The sequence below is a fragment of the Methylomonas sp. LW13 genome (assembly GCF_016865255.1).
Taxonomy (GTDB): Bacteria; Pseudomonadota; Gammaproteobacteria; order Methylococcales; family Methylomonadaceae; genus Methylomonas.
In genome coordinates, this window is the sequence record NZ_CP033381.1 from 5,097,202 (window position 1) to 5,122,420 (window position 25,219).

At 51.5% G+C, this 25,219-nt stretch carries 24 protein-coding genes and 1 pseudogene; 10 read left to right on the plus strand and 15 right to left on the minus strand.

Annotation, left to right across the window (positions count from 1 at the left end; genetic code table 11):
* Positions 1 to 100: 100 nt before the first annotated feature.
* Positions 101 to 670 (plus strand): Uma2 family endonuclease, encoded by a 570-nt coding sequence (locus tag JL719_RS23230; RefSeq protein ID WP_033156905.1) that lies wholly within the window; start codon positions 101 to 103, stop codon positions 668 to 670.
* Positions 671 to 690: 20 nt separating this feature from the next.
* Here JL719_RS23230 and JL719_RS23235 read toward each other — a convergent pair whose 3' ends face one another.
* Positions 691 to 2,211, minus strand: coding sequence for a fumarate hydratase (locus tag JL719_RS23235; protein WP_033156906.1), 1,521 nt, complete (start codon positions 2,209 to 2,211; stop codon positions 691 to 693).
* Positions 2,212 to 2,367: 156 nt separating this feature from the next.
* On the minus strand, positions 2,368 to 3,162 hold the full coding sequence (locus JL719_RS23240; RefSeq protein ID WP_033156907.1) for a chemotaxis protein CheW: 795 nt from the start codon (positions 3,160 to 3,162) through the stop codon (positions 2,368 to 2,370).
* 839 nt (positions 3,163 to 4,001) lie between these two features.
* On the opposite strand from JL719_RS23240, the pseudogene JL719_RS24220 reads away from it, so the two are divergent.
* Positions 4,002 to 4,093, plus strand: a pseudogene (locus JL719_RS24220) (REP-associated tyrosine transposase); the annotation flags it as partial.
* Positions 4,094 to 4,234: 141 nt separating this feature from the next.
* On the opposite strand, the gene JL719_RS23245 reads toward JL719_RS24220, so the two are convergent.
* From JL719_RS23245 to JL719_RS23255, 3 genes are all read right to left on the minus strand, one after another.
* Complete coding sequence (locus tag JL719_RS23245; protein WP_051670022.1) at positions 4,235 to 4,993, minus strand: class I SAM-dependent methyltransferase; 759 nt, start codon at positions 4,991 to 4,993, stop codon at positions 4,235 to 4,237.
* A gap of 114 nt (positions 4,994 to 5,107) precedes the next feature.
* A complete protein-coding gene (locus JL719_RS23250) occupies positions 5,108 to 5,629 on the minus strand; it encodes a YcxB family protein (protein ID WP_033156909.1) in 522 nt (173 codons plus the stop codon).
* 25 nt (positions 5,630 to 5,654) lie between these two features.
* The gene (locus tag JL719_RS23255) at positions 5,655 to 6,956 is read right to left on the minus strand and encodes an NAD(P)/FAD-dependent oxidoreductase (protein ID WP_033156910.1); all 1,302 of its coding nucleotides are present in this window, start codon (positions 6,954 to 6,956) and stop codon (positions 5,655 to 5,657) included.
* A 274-nt stretch (positions 6,957 to 7,230) separates the two neighbouring features.
* On the opposite strand from JL719_RS23255, the gene JL719_RS23260 reads away from it, so the two are divergent.
* Positions 7,231 to 7,731, plus strand: a complete 501-nt coding sequence (locus JL719_RS23260) for a septal ring lytic transglycosylase RlpA family protein (protein ID WP_033156911.1) — start codon at positions 7,231 to 7,233, stop codon at positions 7,729 to 7,731.
* Between the two features lie 68 nt (positions 7,732 to 7,799).
* On the opposite strand, the gene JL719_RS23265 is transcribed toward JL719_RS23260, so the two are convergent.
* From JL719_RS23265 to JL719_RS23300, 8 genes are all read right to left on the minus strand, one after another.
* Entirely contained in the window at positions 7,800 to 8,477 is a 678-nt protein-coding gene (locus JL719_RS23265; protein WP_033156912.1) for a hypothetical protein, read from the minus strand.
* A 399-nt stretch (positions 8,478 to 8,876) separates the two neighbouring features.
* The gene (locus tag JL719_RS23270) at positions 8,877 to 9,821 is read right to left on the minus strand and encodes a FecR family protein (protein ID WP_033156913.1); all 945 of its coding nucleotides are present in this window, start codon (positions 9,819 to 9,821) and stop codon (positions 8,877 to 8,879) included.
* A 150-nt stretch (positions 9,822 to 9,971) separates the two neighbouring features.
* Positions 9,972 to 10,478: an RNA polymerase sigma factor gene (locus JL719_RS23275; protein WP_033156914.1), complete on the minus strand. Its 507-nt coding sequence runs from the start codon at positions 10,476 to 10,478 to the stop codon at positions 9,972 to 9,974.
* 1,365 nt (positions 10,479 to 11,843) lie between these two features.
* Positions 11,844 to 13,430 (minus strand): glutamine-hydrolyzing GMP synthase, encoded by a 1,587-nt coding sequence (gene guaA, locus JL719_RS23280; protein WP_033156915.1) that lies wholly within the window; start codon positions 13,428 to 13,430, stop codon positions 11,844 to 11,846.
* A 71-nt stretch (positions 13,431 to 13,501) separates the two neighbouring features.
* Positions 13,502 to 14,461, minus strand: a complete 960-nt coding sequence (locus JL719_RS23285; RefSeq protein WP_225892934.1) for a class I SAM-dependent methyltransferase — start codon at positions 14,459 to 14,461, stop codon at positions 13,502 to 13,504.
* 83 nt (positions 14,462 to 14,544) lie between these two features.
* Positions 14,545 to 16,011 (minus strand): IMP dehydrogenase, encoded by a 1,467-nt coding sequence (gene guaB, locus JL719_RS23290; RefSeq protein ID WP_033156917.1) that lies wholly within the window; start codon positions 16,009 to 16,011, stop codon positions 14,545 to 14,547.
* 76 nt (positions 16,012 to 16,087) lie between these two features.
* Positions 16,088 to 16,573, minus strand: coding sequence for a hypothetical protein (locus JL719_RS23295; protein WP_033156918.1), 486 nt, complete (start codon positions 16,571 to 16,573; stop codon positions 16,088 to 16,090).
* Positions 16,574 to 16,582: 9 nt separating this feature from the next.
* Positions 16,583 to 17,173, minus strand: a complete 591-nt coding sequence (locus JL719_RS23300; RefSeq protein WP_033157008.1) for a CPBP family intramembrane glutamic endopeptidase — start codon at positions 17,171 to 17,173, stop codon at positions 16,583 to 16,585.
* An 86-nt stretch (positions 17,174 to 17,259) separates the two neighbouring features.
* Here JL719_RS23300 and JL719_RS23305 point away from each other — a divergent pair, with 86 nt between their 5' ends.
* From JL719_RS23305 to JL719_RS23335, 7 genes are all read left to right on the plus strand, one after another.
* The gene (locus JL719_RS23305; RefSeq protein WP_033156919.1) at positions 17,260 to 17,532 is read left to right on the plus strand and encodes a YcgL domain-containing protein; all 273 of its coding nucleotides are present in this window, start codon (positions 17,260 to 17,262) and stop codon (positions 17,530 to 17,532) included.
* A gap of 108 nt (positions 17,533 to 17,640) precedes the next feature.
* Entirely contained in the window at positions 17,641 to 18,660 is a 1,020-nt protein-coding gene (locus JL719_RS23310) for a DUF2333 family protein (RefSeq protein WP_020484171.1), read from the plus strand.
* A 7-nt stretch (positions 18,661 to 18,667) separates the two neighbouring features.
* Complete coding sequence (locus tag JL719_RS23315; protein WP_033156920.1) at positions 18,668 to 18,970, plus strand: DUF4389 domain-containing protein; 303 nt, start codon at positions 18,668 to 18,670, stop codon at positions 18,968 to 18,970.
* A 6-nt stretch (positions 18,971 to 18,976) separates the two neighbouring features.
* Entirely contained in the window at positions 18,977 to 20,068 is a 1,092-nt protein-coding gene (gene dinB, locus JL719_RS23320) for a DNA polymerase IV (protein WP_033156921.1), read from the plus strand.
* 168 nt (positions 20,069 to 20,236) lie between these two features.
* The gene (locus JL719_RS23325) at positions 20,237 to 21,661 is read left to right on the plus strand and encodes a hypothetical protein (RefSeq protein WP_129871453.1); all 1,425 of its coding nucleotides are present in this window, start codon (positions 20,237 to 20,239) and stop codon (positions 21,659 to 21,661) included.
* A gap of 233 nt (positions 21,662 to 21,894) precedes the next feature.
* Entirely contained in the window at positions 21,895 to 22,572 is a 678-nt protein-coding gene (locus JL719_RS23330; protein WP_129871454.1) for a hypothetical protein, read from the plus strand.
* Between the two features lie 595 nt (positions 22,573 to 23,167).
* The gene (locus JL719_RS23335) at positions 23,168 to 23,725 is read left to right on the plus strand and encodes a C40 family peptidase (protein WP_225892935.1); all 558 of its coding nucleotides are present in this window, start codon (positions 23,168 to 23,170) and stop codon (positions 23,723 to 23,725) included.
* On the opposite strand, the gene JL719_RS23340 is transcribed toward JL719_RS23335, so the two are convergent.
* Both JL719_RS23340 and JL719_RS23345 read right to left on the minus strand, forming a co-directional pair.
* Positions 23,722 to 24,393 carry an NAD(P)H-dependent oxidoreductase gene (locus JL719_RS23340; protein WP_084153299.1) on the minus strand — a complete coding sequence of 224 codons (672 nt, stop codon included), beginning with the start codon at positions 24,391 to 24,393 and terminating at the stop codon, positions 23,722 to 23,724. The two genes, JL719_RS23335 and JL719_RS23340, sit on opposite strands and share 4 nt — an antisense overlap.
* A gap of 4 nt (positions 24,394 to 24,397) precedes the next feature.
* Complete coding sequence (locus JL719_RS23345; RefSeq protein ID WP_033156923.1) at positions 24,398 to 25,150, minus strand: DUF5765 domain-containing protein; 753 nt, start codon at positions 25,148 to 25,150, stop codon at positions 24,398 to 24,400.
* Positions 25,151 to 25,219: the final 69 nt, after the last annotated feature.

The following is a 25,219-nucleotide window of genomic DNA, read 5'->3' on the forward strand; positions in this document are numbered from 1 at the left end:
TTTAGCCCGTGTTTTTAGGCCGGCCAAGGTTTGGGCCGACACTATCTATTGGCGACTCTAGCCGTTAAAATCGCTGGCGGGTAAACACGAGGACATGCACATGGCTTTAGCGGAAAAATTATCGATCAGCGTCGCGGATTATCTGCAAGGCGAATTAGTCAGCGACATCAAGCATGAGTATATTAATGGCGAGGTGTATGCGATGGCGGGAGCGAAAAGGTCGCATAACGTCATCAGCATGAACCTGGCTGGTCTGGTTTTCACGCATCTACGCGGTACATCTTGCCGGGTTTTTAATTCCGATATGAAAGTGCACGTGCAAACCGCCCACGACTACTGTTTCTTCTACCCGGATTTACACGTCACCTGCTCGGCAGCCGACACCGCCGAGCACTACAACAGCCAGCCGAAACTGATTATTGAAGTGTTATCGGACGCTACTGAGCGCTATGACCGAGCCGAAAAGTTTCATCACTACCGCAAGTTGCCCAGTTTGGAAGAGTATGTGCTGATCGCTCAGGACACGCAGCGCGTGGAGTGTTACCGCCGCGCCGAGCAATGGGACTTACGGCTATATCAAGCCGGCGAGCGGGCGTTATTGCAATCCATCGGCTTGGAACTGCCGGTCGCCGAGATTTATGAAGGCATCGTGTTTGAAGGCGCGGCGTAAACTCCCTCTCGAGCTAAAGCCTAAGCCAGCACCACCGGAATCTTCCCAATTTTTGATTGCCATTCTTTCGGCGCGGTCGCATGAATCGACTCGCCGCGGCTATCCACCGCCACCGTCACCGGCATGTCTTCAACCACAAATTCGTGTATCGCTTCCATGCCCAATTCCGGAAAGGCCACGACGCGCGCTTGTTTGATGGCTTTGGACACCAAATAGGCCGCGCCGCCGACCGCGATCAAATAAACAGCTTGATGCTTGGCGATGGAGGCTATCGCTTGCGGGCCGCGTTCGGATTTGCCGATCATGCCCAGCAGGCCGGTTTTTTCCAGCACGGTGTCGGTAAAACTATCCATCCGGGTGGCGGTGGTGGGGCCGGCCGGGCCGACCACTTCGTCGCGCACCGCATCGACCGGTCCGACGTAATAGATGAATTTGTCTTTTAAGTCCACGCCATCCGGCAAGGGCTCGCCTTTGTTCAATAAATCGACGATACGCTTGTGCGCGGCGTCGCGGCCGGTCAATAAGGTGCCGCTCAGCAGCAAGGTTTCGCCGGGCTTCCAGTCGGCAACGTCTTGTTTGGTCAGACCATTGATATTGACTCGGCGAGCACTGCTGGCCGATTGGGTGATTGCCGGCCAGTCGCTTAGTTTGGGCGGCGTCAGCAGCGCTGGACCGGAACCGTCTAACACGAAATGCGCGTGGCGGGTGGCCGCGCAATTGGGAATCATCGCCACCGGTTTATTGGCGGCGTGAGTCGGGTAATCCAGGATTTTCACGTCCAACACCGTGGTCAAGCCGCCCAAGCCTTGCGCGCCTATGCCCAGCGCGTTGACTTTGTCGTATAGTTCCAGGCGCAACTCTTCAATAGCATTCGATGGCCCGCGAGCGATCAACTCCTGAATGTCGATAGAACCCATACACGCCTGTTTGGCCAACAACATCGCTTTTTCGGCAGTGCCGCCGATGCCGATACCCAAAATACCGGGCGGACACCAGCCGGCGCCCATGGTCGGCACGGTTTTCATCACCCAATCGACGATGTTATCGGCCGGATTCAGCATCACGAATTTGGACTTGGCTTCCGAACCCCCGCCCTTCGCGGCGACTTCCACGTCCACTTTGTCGCCAGGCACCAGTTCCATATGCACCACCGCCGGTGTGTTATCTTTGGTATTGATACGCTTGCCGGCCGGATCGGCCAGGATGGACGCCCGCAACACGTTGTCCGGATGCAGATAAGCCTGGCGCACACCTTCGTTAACCATCTCGGTCACGCTCAATGCCGCATCCCAGCGCACGTCCATACCAATTTTTAAAAAAACCGTAACAATGCCGGTGTCCTGGCAAATCGGCCGGCGGCCCTCGGCGCACATCCGCGAATTAATCAAAATCTGCGCCATCGCGTCCTTGGCCGCCGGACCTTGCTCCTTTTGGTAAGCTGCGTACAAGGCATCGATGAAATCCTTGGGATGGTAATAGGAAATGAACTGCAAGGCATCGGCGATGCTTTGGATGAAATCGGCTTGGCGAATGGTGGTCATGATGGTCGTCGGGCTACGAAGGAGAATGTATGGAAATTTATCACGAACCGCTGCCGTCCTGAATCAAAAACTGGTAGCCCAAGCCGTCGGTATTAAAATATAAAACCACAACTTGGAAGTCAGGATGATTTCATCATCCACCCAGCACTGCGGGCGCTAAATTACCGGATTATCTGATTTACCCGTCAACCCCGGCGCATTGTTGGCTAAGGATGCAAGATTAATAATCGGCACAGCTTGGCCATTCTCGAAAGAAACGAACTCAGAAAAATGCTCGGACCTTGTAATAGGGTTGTCACGACGCATCGACGCCTTCACTTTAACAATGTCAGACACCTCATCAATGCCGATAGCCAGGTAATTGGCATCATGTTTGGCAAGCAGGACTAGACGTCTTTGCAGGTCGACAACCAATTCAATCGTTGAGTCGAAAATATTCAAAAGCTCCATTAACGTGCCTTGTTTAGCCTGATTCAAAGCCGACAAAGCTTCATCGACACGGCCGGTTTCCGCCATATTCAGCAATTTATCGGCTAGTTCATGTATGGCGGCGTGCGGCCTTTCGAAACAAGACAACAGCAAATGCAGTCTTTTGTGCCGGGGTGTGTAAGCGTAATACCACTTACCGAATGCGCATTCTCTGGGGTTTCTGGCCTTGCTGAAGGTGCCGTGGTTGCGGACCGAATATTCCAGTTCGGCAATCCATTCCAGGTGATCCTTTCTGCGAATTTCCAAAAAAGACTTTAATTCCTCGTATTCAAAGTATTTCGACTTGATATCCAACAAATCCCAAAGCGACACATAAGGAAAAACCTCGCCGTCGATCCCGTAGAAGGGATCGGAGTTCTGCCCGCTGTAGGGATAAACCGGGGAAATGGGCACAATCCTTTTGACGCTGGATAGCGGTAGGCAAAAATATTTTTCACCTATAAGAAAAAGTAACAGTTCCATGCTTGCTCCTCCCACCCGATGAACCGGTGGGCTTCGTTAATTTCCCAATAATTTGCAGGTCCTCTGCTTTCGAACGACATTACGGCGAATGCCCTTATAGATGCTGAGTCTCCCTGTGGGTGAGACGGGCCGGCCCATCGCCTTGGCGTAGATAGCGGATGCGTCTTTTGTCGTGGCTTAACCGTCAGCATAAGCACATGCAACCAGAGTCTAACCTAATTCGCCATTGTCTAACATCCAAAGCAAGTATAGATTAGCACGCACTAATATTTTGTGGGGATCATTGCGTCGCGGAGAGCAATCCGCGTGGGCACAAAAACCGTACCCACCCTAAGAGACTACAGTGAAATCGGGATAGTTTTATTCCCGTATGCCGCGCCGAGCACCGGAACTTTTGAACGGAATAGCCCGAAGGGGTGCGGCATGGATGCCGCACGTTGACGAAGGGGCAGGAAGCCCCTTTCGGCAACCCCGTTCAAAAGCGAGGAGCACAGGGAATAAGCGGCATCCGGGTGTCTTTTCTTTTGGATACTTTTCTTTGGACAAGCAAAGAAAAGTATCTCGGCTGTCGGGCCGAGACCCGACATTAAAACCAGCCGTCGCGTTAGCGACACCAAACACAAAGGCCTATTGACAGCGTGGGTAAAAAACCGTGTCAACACTTCCCGGTTTCGTGGAAGCGAGACATTGTTTTCGCAGGACGACGCAGAGCGTCTAGGGATGCGTTACCACGCTGGAGCGTGGGAACGATAAATAGCGTAATGCGCCGAATGATTTAAGGCCAACATACGGCACAACACGGCAACGCCTATTGACGCCCTACCAATTGCGCCTTGGCCTTGGATTATATCCACCTGAATCCGGTAAATGCGGTTATGTTGATTTACCGGAGCATTGGCGTTATTCAAGTGCCTGGATTTATGCCGGGTAGGATGGAATCGGGATTGGTTTTAGCTCACCGCAGCGCGGTTGGTTTGCATTACCACGCGGCGCGTGGGAACGATGAAAAATCCGCAAAACCCTTCGACTCGGTTATTCATTTGGCTTGACTTGGATAACAGTGTCTACGGAACTAAGGCTTTGGCAAGCGTCGAGCAAGTAATAGAATGCTCGTAAATCCGTCCATGTCTGGTTCGTTACAACATACCGGCGTTTCAAAGTTTCGTTCCTTCAGATCGAGAATAATTTTGCCAGTATTATAAATGTGCAATTGCATGGCTGGCTCGAATAGTGGACGGCGTTTTGTTAAGTTCCTCAACCAATTTAGCGGGGGGAACACATATCGAAGACGAACTGCTGCTCTAATAAGCTTAGGGGCACTAGACGATGTTAAAAAGTGAACAGCTAAATAGCCGCCTGGCTCTACTCTATCTGCGAGTTGTTGTAATATTAGTCGACCACGTGCCCATGGGATATGTTGTAACACTATGCAAGAATGGACAAAACTGAATTCACCGACAACATTCGTAAGCGCGTCATCAGACAATACGAAACTGACATTGGTGATGCCGGCATACTTAGTATTATCGAGAGCCTCGGCAATCATGGAAGGCGAAATATCAATGCCGACAGTCCGTTCAGTGCGCTCAGCCAATGTTAAGACGAGCCGACCCACTCCACAGCCAAAATCAAGTGCTGTATTTGGAAAAAATGCGTGACCGAAGTTTTCGCTGATTAGTTGGAAGACACGTTCAATATGCCTCCTCCCTGAAGCAAAAAACTCGTCCTTTGCTCTGGCGTCGAGCCTGTCCTTACGAAATTCGTCGCTGCTAAGGACGCCAAAGTATGGGTCAGCCGCCCCCCATTGTTCCCAATCTTTATCAGTGCCCATGAATACTCCGAAAATTTGACATGCTACTAAACAACTTATTAGCTAGTCTGCACATAACTCTTAATTCGCAGGATATACAACATAAGTGCCTATAACTGCCACGGCACAAAAACCTCATCCTGCCCTCTCAATCATCCCCTCAGCCTGCTTGGCAAACGCCTTCAAATCGCCTTTCTTGACCGTAGCGCGCGGAATCACAATCGCCGCATCTATATCCACATAGATGTAAACGTAATCTTTATGTTTCTCCACCCGCAACATGTCTTTCCACGGAGTTTTGCTCTTACCGCCGGGGGCGCGTTCCTGCAAAAACTCCGGCTCAATGCTCAACCAGTGGATGCCAAATAACGCTTTTTTTTCCGCTTCGGTGTATTTGTTGAAAAACTGGCGGCGCATGTCCATCTTCATGATAAACGGCGACGCAATCGCCCAGGCCAGCGCCAATATCGTGATGTAGGCGGTGGTGGTCATGTCCACGTAATACACGTAATAAAACAAGGCGATAGCCATCATCACGCCGGGCGCGAAGATGCGGTTTTGGCGGATTTTCTTCTGCATTTCCGGGTCTTTTTTCAGCCTTTCCTCGTTAAAGTGGACCAGATCTTCTTCGCGGAATTCGTATTCGATTTCTAACATGTGTATCGCTCAATGGAGTTGTGGGTTAGTGCATTTTCATTTTGGCGTGGGTACTGCGCCGGAACAGGTTGGATAAGGTCAGCATCGCGGTGCGGAAGTAGCCGTGGATGGCCACTTGGTGCATTTTGTACAAGGACAAATACACGCCATAGGCAATCAAGCCGCCGACGCTGACCGTGCCCATCAAGCTACCCATCAAACTGCCGACGGTGCTGAATTTACCCAGCGACACCAGTGAGCCGTAATCGCGATAAACAAACTTCGCCGCCGGTTTGCCTTTCAAGCGGTTGATGATGGTTTTGGCCACGGTAGAGGCCATTTGGTGGGCGGACTGAGCGCGCGGTGGCACGTTGCCGCCGTGGCCGACCCATTCACAGGCGGCGCAATCGCCGATAGCAAAAATGTCCGGGTCGCTGGTTTGCAAAGTTTGATCGACCACTAATTGATTGATGTGATTGGACTCCAAACCATCCAGGTCTTTCATCCAATCCGGCGCTTTGATGCCGGCGGCCCAGACTTTTAAGTCCGCATCGAACACTTCGCCATCGTAAGTGTGTACTTCGGTTTCGGTCACTTCCGTGACCTTGCGACCCAGCTTTAACTGGATGCCCAGCTTGATCAATTGCTCCTGGGTGGCTTGCGACAGCCGTGGCGGCAGGGCTGGCAACAATTTAGTCGCGGCTTCAATGATGGTAATGTTGACGTCTATGGAACCTTCAAGCCCGTAGGTGGCCAGCAATTTGGTCACTTCGTGCAACTCGGCTGACAATTCCACGCCGGTGGCGCCGGCGCCGATGATCACAATCGACAACGGCTTGTCACGTTGATGGCTCTGGTTGGCGTAAGACTGGATGTAATAGGTTTCCACCAGTTGTTTTTGAAAGCGGAAGGCTTCCTTGGTGGTATCGATAAAGCGGCAATATTTATCGACACCCTTGATACCAAAGGTGTTGCTGACACTGCCGACTGCCATCACCAGCGTGTCGTACTTGAAGCGGCGTTGCGGAATGATTTCTTCGCCTTTCTTGTTGGTAATCGCGCTGACGATAATTTCTTTATTGGCCCGATCCAAACCTTCCATTCTGCCGAACAAGAAGCGGAAGTGATTGCTGTGTGCTTGGGCCAAGTATTCGATTTCCTCGGCTTCAGCTAGCGTGCCGGACGCCACTTCGTGCAACAACGGCTTCCAAATATGGGTGGACGCGGCATCCAGCAAGGTGATTTGCGCCTTGCCGGCTCTGCCAAGTTTTTGCCCCAATTCGGTGGCCAACTCCAACCCCGCCGCGCCGCCGCCAACAATCAAGATTTTATGTAATTCACCCGCCATGTATCTTTCCCCCTCAAGTGGCGTTTGCCGCGTCGGCAAACAAAGAAATCGCTATCCCGGCCCTAGTTGTCTATTTCCTGATGCCGGCATTATAACCAAACCTGTTCGGGCTGGCCGATTTTGACGGGATGAGCTCGCGCCGGCAACGGTCTGCCTGCGCGAAGACCGGAAAGGTGCGACCCAAGCGAACGGAGTTTAACGAGTGCTTTAAATTATGCTTAGATTATTGCCAGCGCATGCGCGCCAAATAAATTACGCCCTGTGGAGTTATCGAATGTCGCGAAACCAACTAATCCAGGCGCTTGCCAATCCAGGCTTTTTGCCAGTTTTTCTTGGTCTGCTAGCAGGTTGTGCGTCCGAGCCACCGCGATCTCCGGGGCCTGTCCAACTGCCGACCTATCAAAACAACGCCGCTTACAACAAGCCTTACACCGTTAAAGGCATCACGTATTACCCTTTGGCATCGGGAAATGGTTACCGGGAAACCGGCTTGGCTTCCTGGTACGGCGCGGAATCGGGCAATCGTACCGCCGACGGCAGCCGTTTCAATCCGCAAGGCTTTTCGGCGGCGCATAAAACTTTGCCGATTCCGTCGAGAGTGCGGGTTACCAATTTACGCAATGGCCGTTATGTGGATGTGCTGATTAATGATAGAGGTCCGTTCAGCCCGAATCGGTTGATCGATTTATCGCAAGGCGCGGCCAAGCAAATCGGCATCAGCGGCTTGACGGAGGTAGAGGTAAGTTATCTGGCAGCGCCGTCCGGCGAGGAATGAAGTCGCAAACCCGCTCAAGCCTCTATAAAACAACAGGAACGGGTTTGCCAGCTTTCAATGTGCTGCTATCAAATGGATTTTACTGTTACCGCAAAACGCTGCTTGCTGTTGCCGGCTAACTTGAACATAGCAAACACCGAACCAAACAGCCAAAACGCGCCAGGGAGCGGTACGACTTGCACGGGGGCGTTGATGGCATCGGGAGCGAAATCGGAAATTTGTCCAAAACCCGCCGGCAGAGCCCCGTCGCGCGGCCAGAGATTCCAGGTGTAACTCGATTTGGCAAGACCATTCGAGGGCAGCAAGCTCGCGGCAATGTCGGCAATCAACTGGTTGTCTTTAATTTTGGCGGTCCCCGCGGCGAAGGGGGTAGTGGAAGAAGTCGGTGTCAACAGGCTTACCACGCCGCTGCCGTCCATGTTGAAACGCACGACCGAATCGAACAGTACTTGCGGCAAGCCGTTTGCGGTAAACCGCCCGGTACCGGCGCCCCGATCGAAGCCCCAAATGTAGAAACCGGACGGCGAGCCGCCGAGGTTACCGGCAAAGGTACTTTCGAAATGAAAAAGATCGCTGGCCGGATTGTAAGTAACCGAGGCACTGATCACATCCAGATCGCCGGTCTTACTGCCGAAATAAGTTGCCAGATAATCGCCGGCGGCATCATGCACGGCACTGGCATTCGCTGGCGCAGCACCGATTAACAAAACGGCGGCAATTACTGTTTTAGCAATGTTTAATCTCATACTTCTATCCTCTGTCGATAAGATCATTAAGGTACAGCTAACCAGCGGCAAGCCTCAGGTTGGCTGCGATTTTTGTTCCATGGGAACCTTTGCTGTTGCGTCGGCATTTTGACCAACTGCCTAGCGCGAATGCGACCCTGCCTTGAGGCGACTTAGGGGACTTGCTCAAAGCGAACTGCATTCCGAGGTTAATTCCGCCAAGTAGTTGCCAAGTTCAATGCGGTTGAAATTTATTTTTAGGATAATTGGTAGAGGGATAATTTCAGCAATGCGCTGACAACAACTATCGAGTAGGTCAAAACGGGAATTTGCCGGGAGCGTTATTAACCCGGCCCTTAAATAGCATTCGCCTGAATGCCTTTGCCCGGTCAATAAACGCCGCCGATGCCGTAATCTCGTTTAGCGGTGCAGCACGATCAAATAATCCCCAAACCGCGTTGAGCGCAGTTGCAGAGAGTTTTCCAAGGCCGCCAGCACCGATAAGGCTTGGTCGGTACGAAACACACCATTGACGCGGCGTTGGGCCAGTTCAGGATCGTTGATCAGCAAAAAGCCGCGATGATAGCGATTCAGCTCGGCAAGCACTTCGCCCAAGGGCCGGTTTTCGAACACCAGTTTGCCGCGTTGCCAGGCGGTTACGGCCTGGCTATCGATGTGTTGCAAATTGCCCAGTCCCGATTCGGCGCTATAGGCTATTTGCTGACCTTCGGCAACCACGGTGTGCAGCGTTTTGCCGTCGGCTTGTTGCAAGTCCACCGCCACGCTGTGTTCCGTGACACTGACTTCGGTTTTACTGTCACGCAGCCGCACGTTAAATGCCGTACCCAGCGCGGTGACACTGCCGTGCTCAGTATTTACCCGGAAAGGCCTGGCTTTGTCGGGACTGACTTCAAACCAGGCTTCGCCTTGTAGCAGGGTCAATTGCCGCTGTGCGCCGTCGATATGTACTTCCAATGCGCTGTTGCTGTTCAGATGCACCGTCGAGCCGTCGCTAAGATGCACGTCGCGCCTCTCGCCAAAGCCGGTATGAAAATCGGCGCGCAATATAAGCCATAGCGGATTGAACAACCACAAGGCTAGGCAGCCGCCGGCTAAGGCAGGCAGCGCCCACTGCCATCGCCAAGCAAGCTGCTTGGGTTTGCTGGCGGCCGGAATCGCTATTCTCGGCGCGATAGCGTCCAGGGCTCCCCATAACTCGCGTAATTGCTCGTAAGCCTGACGATGCAAGGGATCGGCAGCCAACCAGCGGGTAAATTCGGCGTGCTCATTAGGGCTAAGTTTGCCGCTATCCAGCCTGACCCACCAGGCGCGGGCAGCGGCTTTAATCTCGGCAGAGATTTTCATTGCCTATGTCCATTTACAGCCGGCAGTCGGCAATGCATCCTGCTGCTTAGCGGTGAGCGATAAAGGCTGAAGTTTTTCATCGGGCGCAATTCAGGGTTGGTGGCTCGCCATTATAGGACGCATAACCCTGTGAAAACAGGATCGAATCAGCTAAAAATCGTCGTGTTCTTGCAAGGCGGCCAAGGCATTGCGTAGATGCTTTTCCACCATATTGCGGGATATGCCTAGGCGCTGGGCGATTTCGGCGTGGCTCAGTTCCTCGAACTTGCGCAGCACGAAAACCGTCCGGCATTTGGCGGGGAGTCTATCTATCGCCGCGACCAAGCGGTCCAAGCGCTCGCGCGCCAAACTGATTTGCTCCGGATCGATACCGTCGCTAACCTGCAAGGCCGCGTCGCCGGTATCGTCATGCTCTACATGTTGATTGCGAGTATTGCGGCGGCGTTCGTAATCGGTGGCCAGATTGGCGGCGATGCGATGCAGCAAGGCGCGCGGGTTGTCGGCCTGCTGCCACAAATTGCCGGTAAACATGCGCTGGTAGGTCTCCTGCACGATGTCGGCGGCGGTATCCAGGCAGCCGCAGCGTCTAAACATCACCCGGCGTAATTCCTCGTCGTAAGCCTCAATCAGGCGGGAGATGTGGAGAGCGTTGCTCATGGTTAGGATATGCGGATTTTGGTGTCGTTAATTGGGCGAACAACCAAGATTCATGCCAGAGCACTAAAATAGCGGTATTTAGGGCATTTGGCGGCAAATTGCCCGGGATTACCGGAGCAACACGCTACAAATAATGCGGGATATGACCTAATTGGAAAAGTTATTTAACATAGTTAATTTTTATCCAGCGCAGTTGGAGCCGATAGCTTATTAACCCGGCAGTATTTTATCTCGGGTAATCCGTCCGGGCTGAGCTCGTCTGAGCCCAGGTGAGTGCGTCCATCGACAGGCTGAGTTCGCTCAAGAGCATAAGGCGAACGGTTTTTAAGAGCCCTGTCATAACACTAGAAGCAGCACCACAACGAACTCCGCATTTAAAATACTGTAATCAAAAGCCTCCGCCAATGTAGCCATCCACTGACATTCCTTTGCAAAATCCCAGGCAGGCCAAGTTGCAACCGTGTCGGAAATAAGACAAAAACCTGCACGGGAATATAGCTTTTAGCGCTAACTGACTGACAGGCAACTAAGTTATGGTGTTATCCACAAAAGCTGTGGATAACCTTGGGGATAAAAAGTTTTTTCGCGCTCTAAATGCCTAATTTTTGGGGCCTTTGCTTAAATTGACTCAATTTTAGACAACAGTTTATACAATTTAAAATCAATAACTTACATGCAATATACGAACATTAGAGCCCAGGACCAGGCAGTCTTTGGCCGCCGACAGTGTCAAGTAGTTTTTTGTGCATAATTAAAATTAATCCCTTGCATTTTTGCCTAAATAATCTAACCGTTTTCCACCTGAAAACCATTCTAAATGTGCCTGGGAGCATTCATCTTATTGTCATTAAATACCCAACAATTGCCGTATCGGACACAGGCTGTTATTCGATGGCTTTGACCAACGTCAATGTCGTCAAAAATCGTGAATGGCTGGTTAATTTGGCGGACCTTTACCGGCCACCAAGGAAATGATATGGACAAACCCTCAGCTTAAGTTTTTTCGCAACGTGCAGCATAAACAGCCCAGTTACGAAACATCCAATACTCAAGAAAAGAAGCTGCCGGCATCGATATGACCCAGCCTATACCTGCTAAGACCGGGGTGCGCCAATGATGGGTTGTTAGACGAATTGACGGACGATTATCAGTAAGAACCGACGTAGGTTAAGCTGCGTTTTATTAACTTTAATTCGGCATGGCGACCAAGACTGCTCATTCATCGCAAAAAAAACCGGTAGTCAAAACAATTGACTACCGGCTTGGGAGAAACAATGAATAAGCTATTGCGCGGAGCAAATTTTCACACCCCGCACTTGCACTGACCGGAAGTCATTTTCAAAGTTCCATTTTAATTTGAAGCTATTACTCCCACTCTATCGTCGCGGGCGGCTTGCCGGAAATGTCATATGTCACGCGGGAAATGCCGGGCACTTCGTTGATGATGCGGCGTGAGATCAAATCCAGGAAATCGTAAGGCAGATGCGCCCAGCGCGCGGTCATGAAGTCTATGGTTTCGACAGCGCGGATCGCCACCACGTAATCGTATTTGCGGCCATCGCCCATCACACCCACCGATTTCACCGGCAGGAACACCGCGAAGGCTTGGCTGACTTTGTGGTAAAGATCGTGGCGATACAGTTCTTCGATAAAAATCGCATCGGCCTGGCGCAATAAGTCTGCATACTGCTTTTTGACTTCGCCGAGGATGCGTACGCCCAGACCGGGACCGGGGAACGGGTGGCGGTGGATCATGTCGGCCGGCAAGCCCAGCTCCAAGCCCAGTTTACGTACTTCGTCCTTGAACAATTCGCGCAAGGGTTCGACCAGTTTCAACTTCATGTTTTCCGGTAGGCCGCCGACATTGTGATGCGATTTGATCAAATGCGCCTTGCCGCTTTTGGCGCCGGCCGATTCGATGACGTCCGGGTAAATAGTGCCTTGTGCCAGCCATTTGGCGTCGGTGAGTTTGCCGGCTTCTTCGTCGAAGATTTCCACGAACAGGCCGCCGATGATTTTGCGCTTCTGTTCGGGGTCGCTAACGCCGGCTAGTGCCGCCATGTAACGGGCTTCGGCATCGACGCGAATTACTTTGATACCCATATGTTGGGCGAACATCGCCATCACCTGATCGCCTTCGTGCAAGCGTAGCAAGCCGGTGTCGACGAACACGCAGGTTAGTTGCTCGCCGATAGCGCGATGCAGCAAGGCGGCGACTACCGAAGAATCGACACCGCCCGATAGGCCCAGAATGACTTGATCGCCGCCGACTTTTTCGCGGACTGCGGATATGCTGTCTTCAATGATATTGCTGGCATTCCACAACGCTTGGCAGCCGCAAATTTCCAACACAAACCGACTCAATATCCGGCCACCCTGCTTGGTGTGCGTCACTTCCGGATGAAATTGCAGAGCATAGAAGTGTTTGTCTTCATCGGCGATGCCGGCAATTGGCGCGCCGTCGGAGCTGGCGATCAATTTGAAGCCGGTCGGCAATTCGACGACGCGGTCGCCGTGACTCATCCAAACATCCAATAAGCCGAAACCTTCGGGCGATGCGTGATCTTCGATGTTCAACAACAATTTGGAATGGCCGCGGGCACGAATCTGTGCGTAGCCGAATTCGCGGTGATCGGACGATTCTACTTTGCCGCCCAACTGCTCGGCCATGGTTTGCATGCCGTAGCAAATACCCAAGACCGGCACGCCCAACTCAAAAACAATTTGCGGCGCGCGCGGGGTGTCGCTGCTGGTGACGGTTTCCGGGCCGCCGGAGAGGATGATGCCGTTGGGTGCGAAGTTTTTGACTTCATCGGCGCTGCAATCGCAGGAATAGATTTCGCAATACACACCAATTTCACGGATGCGGCGGGCAATCAATTGCGTGTACTGCGAACCGAAATCGAGAATCAGGATTTTGTCGGAATGGATGTTGGTCGCGTGGGATGACATGACGGGAAACCTTTCAAAAATGTAGGGTGAGCCGACTACGAGCCCACCGGAAAATCTAAGTGACGAGCGTACTACAAGCCTCGATACAACTGATCGAGCAGGCTTTTATTGTTATCGAAACCTTTAACGTCCCGATTTTCGAACAGCGAACGACTCATGCGTTTGATAAACCGCAAATAAGGGGCCGCGCGCATGTAATGCCGTAAATTGGTATGGCCGCGTACAATCGTGGAGATTCGTTCGGCATTTTCTGGGATTCCCCAAGTCATGGCTTGGTCGGCCGGGTGTTCGGCTTTTTTGAAAAACAGCGTGACATTGCCGCCGTCTTCGGAAAACACATGTCTTTCCTCAATTAGGCCGGCTTTTTCGCCCATGCGCCGCAGCGTCGCTAAATTGAAATTGTACAGATGCGCCTCATGAAAAGTGCTGCTCGGCGATTGGCAAGTGGCCTCGATATTCGGTACTTCCACTACTAACACGCCGTCGGCTTTCAACAGGCTGCGCAACTTACCTAAAACAAAGAAAGGATCTTCGGTGTGCTCCAATACGTGCCAAATGGTGATCACATCAAAACTGCTTTCTTCGAACTGTGCATCTTGAATAAAGCCAAATTGCAAATTCAGATCGTATTGCGCGGCGGAATATTGGCCGTAACCCTTGTTTGGCTCGATGCCGTACAGATTGTGGCCCAGCGATTTGATTAAATAAGCAAACTCGCCGCCGCCGGTGCCCACATCCAGTAGGGATTGCGGTTTGTGCAGTAGGTGTTTGATTTTTTCATGCCTGGTCAGCGCAACTCGGCCGGCTCGCAAGATATGTTTGGCTTTGGGGGCGTAGGTATTTTTGTATGCCAGCCGATAATCTTCTTCGTAAAACTGCCGAGGATCGTGCGGAAACGGATCGCTCCAGACCAGTCCGCAGTCCTTGCAGATGACGCTGCGCAACTCGGCGCCGCTGCGGCTGCGCATGGATAACACGGCAACATGGTTGCCGCCGCAAAGATTGCATGGAGTTGAGGAGGTTTCGGACATTGAGCTATTTCTGTGATTTGTGTTCGATTAAAGCGGGTCGACGCGAAAGAGCAGACCCGAGAGCAACAGCCTGAGGGCCGGTTTTAATTCATATGGTAATTCGGCGCTTCCTTGGTAATCGTCACGTCATGCACATGGCTTTCGCGCATACCGGCACTGGTGACACGCACAAACTGGGCATTGTCATGCATCGCCGCAATCGTGCTGTTACCGGTGTAACCCATGCTGGAACGGATACCACCTAACAATTGATGCACAATCGCCAACACGCTGCCTTTATAGGGCACCCGGCCTTCAATACCTTCCGGCACCAATTTTTCGACTTGCTCGGTATCTTCCTGGAAATAGCGGTCACTGGAGCCCTGCTGCTGCGACATCGCACCCAAAGAGCCCATGCCGCGATAAGATTTGTAGGATCGGCCTTGGAACAATTCCACTTCACCCGGCGCCTCTTCAGTGCCGGCAAACAATCCGCCCAACATCACCGCATGCGCCCCGGCCGCCAAGGCTTTGGCAACGTCGCCGGAATAGCGGATGCCGCCGTCGGCAATCAGAGGTACGCCTGTTCCTCTTAACGCATCCGCGACATTGCTAACGGCAGTGATTTGCGGCACGCCGACACCGGCGACAATCCGCGTGGTACAAATAGAGCCCGGACCGATACCCACTTTGACGCCATCAGCGCCGGCTTCGACCAATGCCAAGGCGGCCGCAGCGGTGGCGATATTGCCGCCGATCACCTGAACTTGCGGGAAGTTTTGTTTTACCCAGCGCACTTTATCCAGCACGCCTTGCGAATGACCGTGAGCGGTATCGACGATGATGACATCGACGCCAGCTTCCACCAACGCGCCAACCCGTTCGCCGGTATCGGCACCGGTGCCAACCGCCGCACCGACGATCAGTCTTTCCTGTTCGTCCTTGCAGGCTTGCGGATTGTCTTTGGCTTTTTGAATGTCTTTTACAGTGATCATGCCGCGCAAATGAAAGGCATCGTTGACGACCAGCACTTTCTCGATGCGGTGCTTGTGCAGCAAGTCTATGACTTCCTTGTGCTTAAACGACTCATGGACCGTCACCAGCTTGTCTTTCGGCGTCATGATCGAACGAATCGATTCGTCCAGCCGGGTTTCGAAGCGCAAATCACGGCTGGTAACGATACCGACCAATTCTTCACCATCCACCACCGGAACACCGGAGATGTTTTTAGCGCGGGTTAATTCCATTACCTCGCGAACCGTCACGTTGGGAGAGACGGTAATCGGGTCTTTGATCACGCCGCTTTCGTATTTTTTAACCCTTCTGACTTCCGCTGCCTGTTGCTCGACAGTCATGTTTTTATGGATGATACCGATGCCGCCTTCCTGAGCAATCGCAATAGCCAGGCGGGCTTCGGTCACTGTATCCATTGCCGCGGACACCAGCGGGATGTTCAGCTTAATTTTTCGAGTCAGCTGGGTTTTTAGTTCGACTTCGCGCGGCAGTACGCTGGAGTGGGCGGGCACCAATAAAACATCGTCAAAGGTGAGAGCTTCTTGAATGATTTGCATAATCACACCGGGTGGCTAATCGTAAATAAGCCAGCCATTGTACAACTTAACCTGCAATCCGAAAAATCGGAAATAGTCAATGGTATTTAGGTCCGTGCTGGTTTTCGCTTGAGAGTGCCGCCACAATCGCTAAATATTCGCTGGTATTGGGCTTATGCAGGAAAACTCCCAGCACGCCCATCGCACTGAAAATATACAAGGTGTTAAATCCATCGCCGAGAAAGAACATCGCGAAGCCGAACAAACTTACGAGTTCGATCAGAAACTGCGTGACTATTATCGTAGACAAGTAGCGCTGCTTAGCGGTTTTCGGTCCCGGCATGGTTTGATTCAGACGCAGCAGGATGTGCCGCAGCAGTTTAGTAACAGGAAACAACAAAATCGCTAAGCCGTAGAGCACACTCCTGATCAGCACTCGCTGCGCTTCGTCAACGCCTAGTTGCAATTCGCTGGCCCAGAAATGGCAAGTCAGGTTGTAGCCCACTATCGCTAGCAACGCGCCTGCACAGATAAGCCAGTGCGGACGCAAATCTTCGGATGATGGCTGGGTTTGAACGGACATCAATAACTCCTAACGAGCGCGGTTACGGTAGTCGCGGAGGATAACAACAAACGCCACAAAGTCATAAACGGCATGAATCACCATGGGCACCAGCAGATTGCGTTCACCGCCATAATCCAGCATAACCCCCATATACAAGCCCATCAACATCGCTAAAACCGCGTAAAGCGGCGTGACCGCATGCACCAAGGCAAACAGCACATTGCTAACCCACAAACCTACACTCGCACCCCAGCCATTTTCCAGCCAAGGCTGTAAAAACCCGCGAAACAGCGCTTCTTCGGCAAAGCCGGCAATCGCAGCCAGTATCAGCAAATCGGTCCAATGCCGATATGCCAGCCTAGCACCCAAGGTTTCCAGCAGTAATTCGCGAATCTTTTGGATGGGCGGATAGCTAAGCTGTTGCATCGCAAAAAACAATACCAGTAGCGGCCCAGTTGCGAATAAGCCAATCCCTAATGCTGCCTCGGAAAACGCCAGACTGGCGAACGGGTCGAGGTCGGCAAGCCAGCCCAAAGCCAGCGCCAATACCGCTAAAGAACCCTCGAAATAACAGGCAATTCTGAAAAAAGCGTTTGAAGCGGCGGGCTGGTTTTCCATGATGTTGGGCATTAGGCAAACGGGGACTGAAAATTCTAAACAAAAACCATTAGAATTGGCAGCATTAGCGATCACAGGTCATCATCATGCAATGTTTCATCTATAAAAGCCTGAAAAAAGACGAACTCTATTTATATCTGGACAAAAAGGACGACTTTTCCGCCGTACCGGAAGCCTTGTTCAAAAGCCTTGGCCGCTTAACATTTGTGATGGAGTTGCAGTTGAGCCCGGATCGCAAATTAGCCCGGGAAAATCCGGAAAAAGTCATTGCCAGCCTGCAAAGCAAAGGCTTTTTCGTGCAATTACCACCGACATTGATCAGTGCCATGTCGGCGTCGCTGGACAAGCAACTGCACTGAAATCGGGCGCGCCATATTGGTATATCCGTGCTAACATGGTCACAAAAAATCTTTATCGGAAAGCACGGTTTTTGCTCACTTATTTAGTCAGACCAGGATACGCACCACATGTCAGATAATCCATTAGCTTACGAAGACGCAAAGTCTAAGGGCATACTTTGGGGTTTTGGTTCGCTGTTAGGCGTTGTTCTGATTGTCATGCTGGTGTTAGGCGAATGGTGGAGCCGCGAGCCCGAGCAATTCAGCGTTCAGGACGAAGCGATCGAACGGATGAATGTCACGCATACCGATCAAATGCCGATTGGCTACGTGTATGCCAACACGCTGGCGCATATCGCCGACGTGATTCTGTTCAAATCCGGCGGTTACCTGTCCAACGACGTGGCGCCTCCCGGTCTGTTTTGCGATAACATTCAAAACTTCGAATACGGTGCACTGGTCATGTTGCGCGACGGCACCACCGCATTACGTAACCATTTCGCCCGCGACCAATCGCAATCCGCGGAAGACCCTGATTTGGCAAAAGCCGAACCTTACTTTTACTACGAACGTAACTCCTGGGCCTTGCCGTCCACCGAATCGGAATACGTGAAAGGTATCGAAGCGCTGCACGCTTACATGGTTCGCCTGCAAAACCCGTCTTCCACGTCAAAAGCCGCGCAATTTCACTCCAGGGCCGATAACCTTTGGCAATATACCGAGGTTGTAATCAAGCGGCTGGGCGGTCTCTCGACCCGCTTGGCGGCCAGTACCGACAAATTTTCCGGCGCAACCCACGGCGATCCATCCAATCCGATCGACATCAACATGCCAACCATCGGCCAAACTCCCTGGATGGAAATCGATAACGTATTCTACGAAGCGCGCGGCTCCTGCTGGGCGTTATTACATATTCTGAAAGCCATCAAGCATGACTTTTCCGACATTTTGTTGGACAAGCGGGCGATGAACACTCTGGACAATATGATCCAAGCCCTGGAAAACGCCTTGTCGCCAACCCTGAGTCCGGTGGTATTGAACGGTGACGGCTTCGGTATCTTCGCTAACTACTCGCTGGCGATGGCCAACTATATAGCCCGCGCCAACGCGGCTGCGCTGGACTTGCGGGATGTGATGAACAGAGGTTAATGCCATCATGCAGGAACAAATTAACGAAAATCTGAAAAAAATCGAGACCTGGAAACGCATCATTTTCATGCTGGTGTTCGCCGCCATCGACAGCTTGGTTAAACTGTTGTTGTGGTTGGTAATCTTGCTGCAGGTCGGTTCCGTGCTGTTTACCGGCGATGCTAACGCGAATATCCTTAACTTCGGCCGTAGCCTGTCCACTTACCATTATCATATTCTTCTGTTTTTGACGTTCAACACCGAGCAACTGCCGTTCCCGTTTTCCGATTGGAACGAAACCGCCAAACTGGAATTGCTCGGCAAGCAGTAAACCTCAATGGAAGCAGCGCCGCGCAAAATCATCCACATCGACATGGATGCATTTTATGCGGCGGTTGAACAACGCGACCATCCCCACTATCGAAATAAACCCATCATTGTCGGCGGCAAGCCCGATTCACGCGGTGTAGTTGCCACCTGTAGTTACGAAGCCCGCCAATTTGGCGTGCGATCCGCCATGCCTTCCGCGCATGCTTACCGGCTTTGCCCGCAAGCCATTTTCGTTAAGCCGCGTTTTGATGTTTACCGGGAAGCCTCCGAGATTATCAGGGGTATTTTTGCTCGTTACTGTGAGCGTTTCGAACCCTTGTCGCTGGACGAAGCCTATCTGGATGTTAGTGATAGCGAACTATACCAAGGCTCGGCGACTTTGCTGGCCAAGCACATCAAGCAGGAGATACGCCGACAAACCGAGTTAGTGGCATCCGCCGGCATTTCCTACAATAAATTTCTCGCGAAAATCGCCTCCGACCTGGGCAAACCGGACGGCTTGTATCTGATTACGCCCGAACAAGGCCCGGCGTTTGTGGAAAATCTGGCTATCGGCAAGTTTCATGGCATCGGCCGCGCCACCGAACAGAAAATGTACGACTTGGGCATCGTCACCGGCAAGGATCTAAAGCAACTGCCATTGGCGGAATTGCAACGGCATTTCGGCAAAGCCGGCCAACATTATTACAATATCGCCCGGGGTATTGATCCGCGCCAGGTTAACTCCAATCGAGCCCGCAAATCGGTGGGTATCGAAACCACGTTTGATCACGACATCGCCGACCTGAGCACCATTCTGCGCTATTTGCAGGATTTGCTGGAAAAAGCCCTAATCAGATTGGCCGAAAAAGATATGACGGCCTATACGCTGACCGTGAAAATCAAATATCAAAACTTTGTGCAAATTACCCGTGGACGCACCTTGGCGGAACCGATCAGCAATAGCCCGAACACTAGACTGCTATTGACCGAATTACTGAAAAATACCGGCATCGGCACCGCCAAAGTTCGATTACTGGGTGTGACCTTATCCGGGTTGGAAAATGGCGATAAGCGCTTGGGTCAGTATAGGCAGATGGATTTGTTCGACCTGGGCTGAAGCGGATTTGCCATAATACGAGGCTATCATCGGGGCAGTTCCTTTCTTCAAGATAGTGGCTTTCACGACAGTCTTAATCGGGGTGGGGGATTTTGCGGCTCAACAAGCTTTGAACCCACCGGAAATACTTCGGTTTCAACATTGCGGTTTCAAATATTGTCAAACTTAATGTCATTGGCTCGAAAAATTAGCGCGGTGGCGGAAATGCGGCAGGCCGAATGGATTTTTATCTGCGGATTCCTTATCCATCTCGGCATCGTGTATCCGGGCTTCATGTGTTATGACGCGGTCAATCAAATCCTTGAGGCTCGCGAAGGCGTCTATTCCGACTGGCATCCGCCGTTAATGGCTATTATCTGGCGTTTCACCGATAGCATCCTGCCGGGCCCTGCGGGCATGCTGTTTCTGCAAATTAGCTTGGTGTGGACCGGCGCCTACCTGAGCTTTCAAGCCTTTTTTAAGCACTCTGGAAGCAAGGCCTTAGCGCCATTGCTTTGCGCAATATTATTTTTGCCGCCTTTGTTCGGTATCAGCGGCGCGATTTTGAAAGACATGCTGATGTGGGGCGCGCTATTCACCGCTTTCGGTATTGCCGGGCATATAAAAAATTATGACGAACAACTCCCGCGCATTGCGTTTCTAATGTTCGCACTGACAGCTTTGGTCTTATGGTTAGCCATCCTGATCAGACACAATGCCTTTTTCGCCACAATCCCCATACTCAGCTTTGCGATATATCGCCTATATCCCAAAAACAGCCTATTCGGCTTGGTACGCGCAGCCGTTCCCGGCGCGGCGTTTACGCTGGTGTTATTTGTAGCCACCGGAGCGATAAACAACCGGCTTGCCGACCGGCATACCTTCCCCTGGGTCGCCAACGCCTCATTTGATATAGCCGGCGTTATCAAACGGCTTGAAGATAAAAGCCGGCAACAAGCTATTTTCGATCAATTGGCTGGTAGCCTGAATTCAACGGGTTCCGTCGAACCTTTGCTAAAAGCCTATACGCCGATGTATTGGCGGGAGGTTTTCCGTACTAAGCCGCCCACTTTGCAGCTGCCAAAAAATTCGATGGAATCGCAGATCCATGGCTTTGAAAGCCTCTCCGACCTGCAACGGCAAACGCTGCATAAGTTGTGGATACACACCCTACTCGCAGAGCCGGTTTTATGGTTACGTCACCGATTGGCCGTATCGAAATATGTCTTGGGTTTGGTGCCGGACAACAGCTGGAGCCCGGTGATAATGGCTAAAGATTTTCCCAGTGACTTAGAACAAGTCTATGGTTCCCATCCGCAAGCGACCAAATTACAGGAGTGGCTGGAGGCGGGTATGTCGAAGTACGTCGAATACTGGTTTTTTCAACCCTGGCCTTATTTTATGCTGACAATTTGTCTATTTTTTGCCGCTGTGTTTCGCCAAGTAACAGCCAAAATCGAAGTCATTTGCCTAACTTCCAGCGCCATCTTACATGAGTTGGGTTTGATGTTGGCAGCCCCATCGCCGGATTTTCGTTACTCACACTACATGGTTTTTTGCAGCCTACTTAGTTTGCTGTTGCTGGCGCGTCCCTGGTTGGCAAAAGCCAAATAATAATTTGGCGTTTTGCAGTTTGAATATGCCAACCCAAACCATCTCTGTTCCAAATTTACAGTCAGCCGCCAATTTCTTTGAGATTATGCCAGTAGAGAATTGCGGTTTCTGGAAGTGATGAATTGTCACAATCGACCGTTGCGGTCTGTCGTCCGAAGTGATTCAATCTCAGAGACTTGACCGCTACCCGTGATTGATGGCTGTCGTCGATGATATACATAGAAGGAAAATAAATGCAGATCAATAAATTATCGTGTCGAAGATCATTTTTAGGTAGCTTTACAGTTAATTATCTAAATCCTTGTAGGGCACGTGGAAACAAAATAATCATGGTTGGAAAATTAATGTTTATTTTGGTGAGCTTATTTTCTTTATCGCTTGAAGTTCTTGCAACAGCGGTCGACTCTGAACAAATTTGTAAAAATCTCAACGGGACATGGGAGCCTACAAGAGGTCAAAGTTGGTATTACTATTGTTATGTTTCGTGGTTGCCGGAGGTTTGTGAAGGCGAAAATGGATTCTGGGACCCACATAAGCAACGATGTCGATTAGACCCTTCTGAAAAAAGCCAGAAGGATGAGTGTAAAGCACAAGGAGGAACTTGGGGTAAAGATCAGGCGTCTTTTGATCACTGTTTCTTTGAGAAAGATAGGATTCAATGTTTAGCTGAAAAGGGTGAATGGAGGCCAATGGGTAAATCTCTTGTTAGTGGGTGCGTTCGCGCCAGCCGTGATGGTGGAAAACCATGTAAAAAATACTCTGAATGTGAATTCGGGTGTCTGGCTGTACGGTCAAAATCCCCCACATCGGAATACGACACTGTTTCAGGGCAGTGCGCGAAAACTAACAATAAATTTGGTTGTAAAGACTATTTTGAAGATGGCCAAATTAAAGGAGCCTGTATAGATTGAAAGGCTATATCTTTCTCTGCTCAACAAGTCGGTCAAATGGACGCGCTCCTTCATCGGTGGTTTGGAAAGTTTTGGTTTTATCATGGGATTGGCGGCTTCGCCTAGGTGTGCGTACGCGGTGCGGCCTTTACCTTACATTGAATGACAGCTCATTGAACCCTCGCCGACACTGAGCGCAAAGCTTCGGATGTCAGCTAGTGGCCGATCCAAGGCGTTCAATATCTAGACAGGGCTTACAAATGCATAGCCGGTTAGCAAGTAGCCTCGATGGAATCGAGGATTCGAAGGCCAACACCCTTAAAATTTGCCGAGGTTAGTCTGGTGACGGATGGTCGACACCCTCGATTCCGCTAACGCTGCATCGAGGCTACGCAAGACCAGCGCCGGTCGTACAATCATAATCACTATCAGGCAGCTATGCATTCCACTGGGGTCAATGAAGCCAAAGTGCGATGGTCAGCTAATGGTCTATCCAAGGCTCTCAATCTCTGGATCGGGCTTACAAATGCATAGCCCGTTAGCAATATACAGTGAGCGGATGACGAATAGCCTGTCTATAATATGCAAATTGATGATTTTATTGCCGATAAATCCGATGTCCATCTGTCTATCTTACCCCCGCGCTTTATTACTGCTGGTTCAGATAGTGGCGGTTGCCATGCTCAGCCAGCTTACCGGTTGCGCCAGTAAGGAAAAAGCGCCGCTGACCGTATTGCCGGCCCCCGAAGGCGGCAACCGGATTGCAGCGAATGATGCGCTGCAATTGCAAGGTGCGCCTTATGTGTATGGCGGGGAGTCACCCAGCCAGGGCTTTGACTGCAGCGGTTTGGTGTATTACGTGTATAACCGCCAGGGGGTGCGTCTGCCGCGCGATACCCAATCCTTAGCCAGACAATTGCCGGCTGTGCAACCGGAACAAAGACAGCCGGGTGATTTGTTGTTTTTTACTACCGACCGGCCGTTTTCGCATGTGGGGATTTATATCGGCGATGAACGGTTCGTGCATGCACCGAGTAGCCGGACCGGCCAGGTGATGGTGTCTGACTTAAGGCAACCGTATTGGCGGGAACGCTTTATCGGGGTGCGCCGTCCTGTGGCGAGTTACTCGCTGTCGCTGAACGACAGCGATTTCATTAGCTGCCGTCTGAATTAAGCCAGCCAGCGTACCACCGCGTCGCGCGATTGCCGAGTCTTCGGCCGTGGTGGCGGGTTTTTCCGGTAACCGAAGGCCACCATATATGCCGCGGACCAGTGTTCCAAGTTCACGTCGGCATCTTCCGCCAAGATCCGCTCCACTTCCACACGCTCAAAACCTTCTATCGGACAGGAATCGATCCCGATCAGCGCCGCCGCGGTCATCATATTGGCCAACGGCAGATAGGTTTGCCGGGTGGCCCAATCGGTCAGCGTACGTTCGGAACCCAGCAAGTCAAAATCGCTACGCTGAAACTTCTCGATCAAGCCGCTGCGCAATTCGATGATGTCTTCCGGAAACTGCTGCACCTGGCGCATGATGTGTTGCAGATAGGCGCTGTCGTAGCGCATGAAATGGCTTTTCCGCACCAGCGTCAAAACCACATGGCTGGCGGTAGGCAACTGCTTTTGCCCACCCCAGGTAACAGTCCGCAGTTTTTCGCGTAAATCCGGGTTTTGCACGACCAAAAATTGCCAAGGCTCCAGCCCGAAAGAACTGGGCGAGAGTCTGGCAACTTCCAAAATAAAGTCGAAATCCGCGCCGGCGATCTTGCGCTCGGCGTCGAATTCCTTACAGGCGTGACGAAACTGGTAAGCGTCGAGAATATCCTGTTTATCGATAGTCATAAATTTACAGGCTGTCGCCTATTTCGCGGTGATAAAACGGCCATTTCTTCACATGCAAATGTTTTCTGATCGGGGTTTTGATTACCGATACGCACAACGCAATCGAGAACAAACACCATACCGCGCAATACTCGTTCGGATCGTTGGTGGTAACGTCAGAAATCCAGGGTCCGATCAAGTAGTGGAACCCTACAAAGCGCCACGAACCATAAATGATCGGCAAATAGAACGCCGCCAAAATATACGAAAACGCATGCAAGCCCCAATTAAACCCAAACAACCAAGTCACGGGTTGCGACATCAAGCCGTTCAAAGGCATTTGCCAGGCAATGTGCCACTCACCGGACACCGAGCAGGTTTGTACACCGCAAAAGCCTTCAGTACCGGGTACGCAGTCGCCGGCCCAGGCGAACGGATACATCTTGATTAGCATCGCCAGGGAACTGATCGCACATAAGGTGTAAACCGTGGTCCTAATCTTTAATTTGACGCTTTCCGGAATGAAGTACATCGCCACCATGTTCACGAAAAACGGTTGGAAAGCGATATGCAGATAACCGAGCAGGGTGAGCACCTGATTATTGGGGTTATCGCACAAGTTGATGTACACGTAGGTTGCGGCCTGCAACAGTTCCATCAAGGCGAAATAGGTTAATGGAATCCACAGTTCCTTGGATTCGCCTTTGTAAGCCACGTAAACGGCGGTCGTTAAACCTGCGGCAGCCAATACGCCTGACGCTTCTCCACTCCAACACATTGAAAAATACCTTCTTTATTTTAGTTATAGGCATAGACACCTAGCTTGTAAGCGTGCAATCCAACGGCG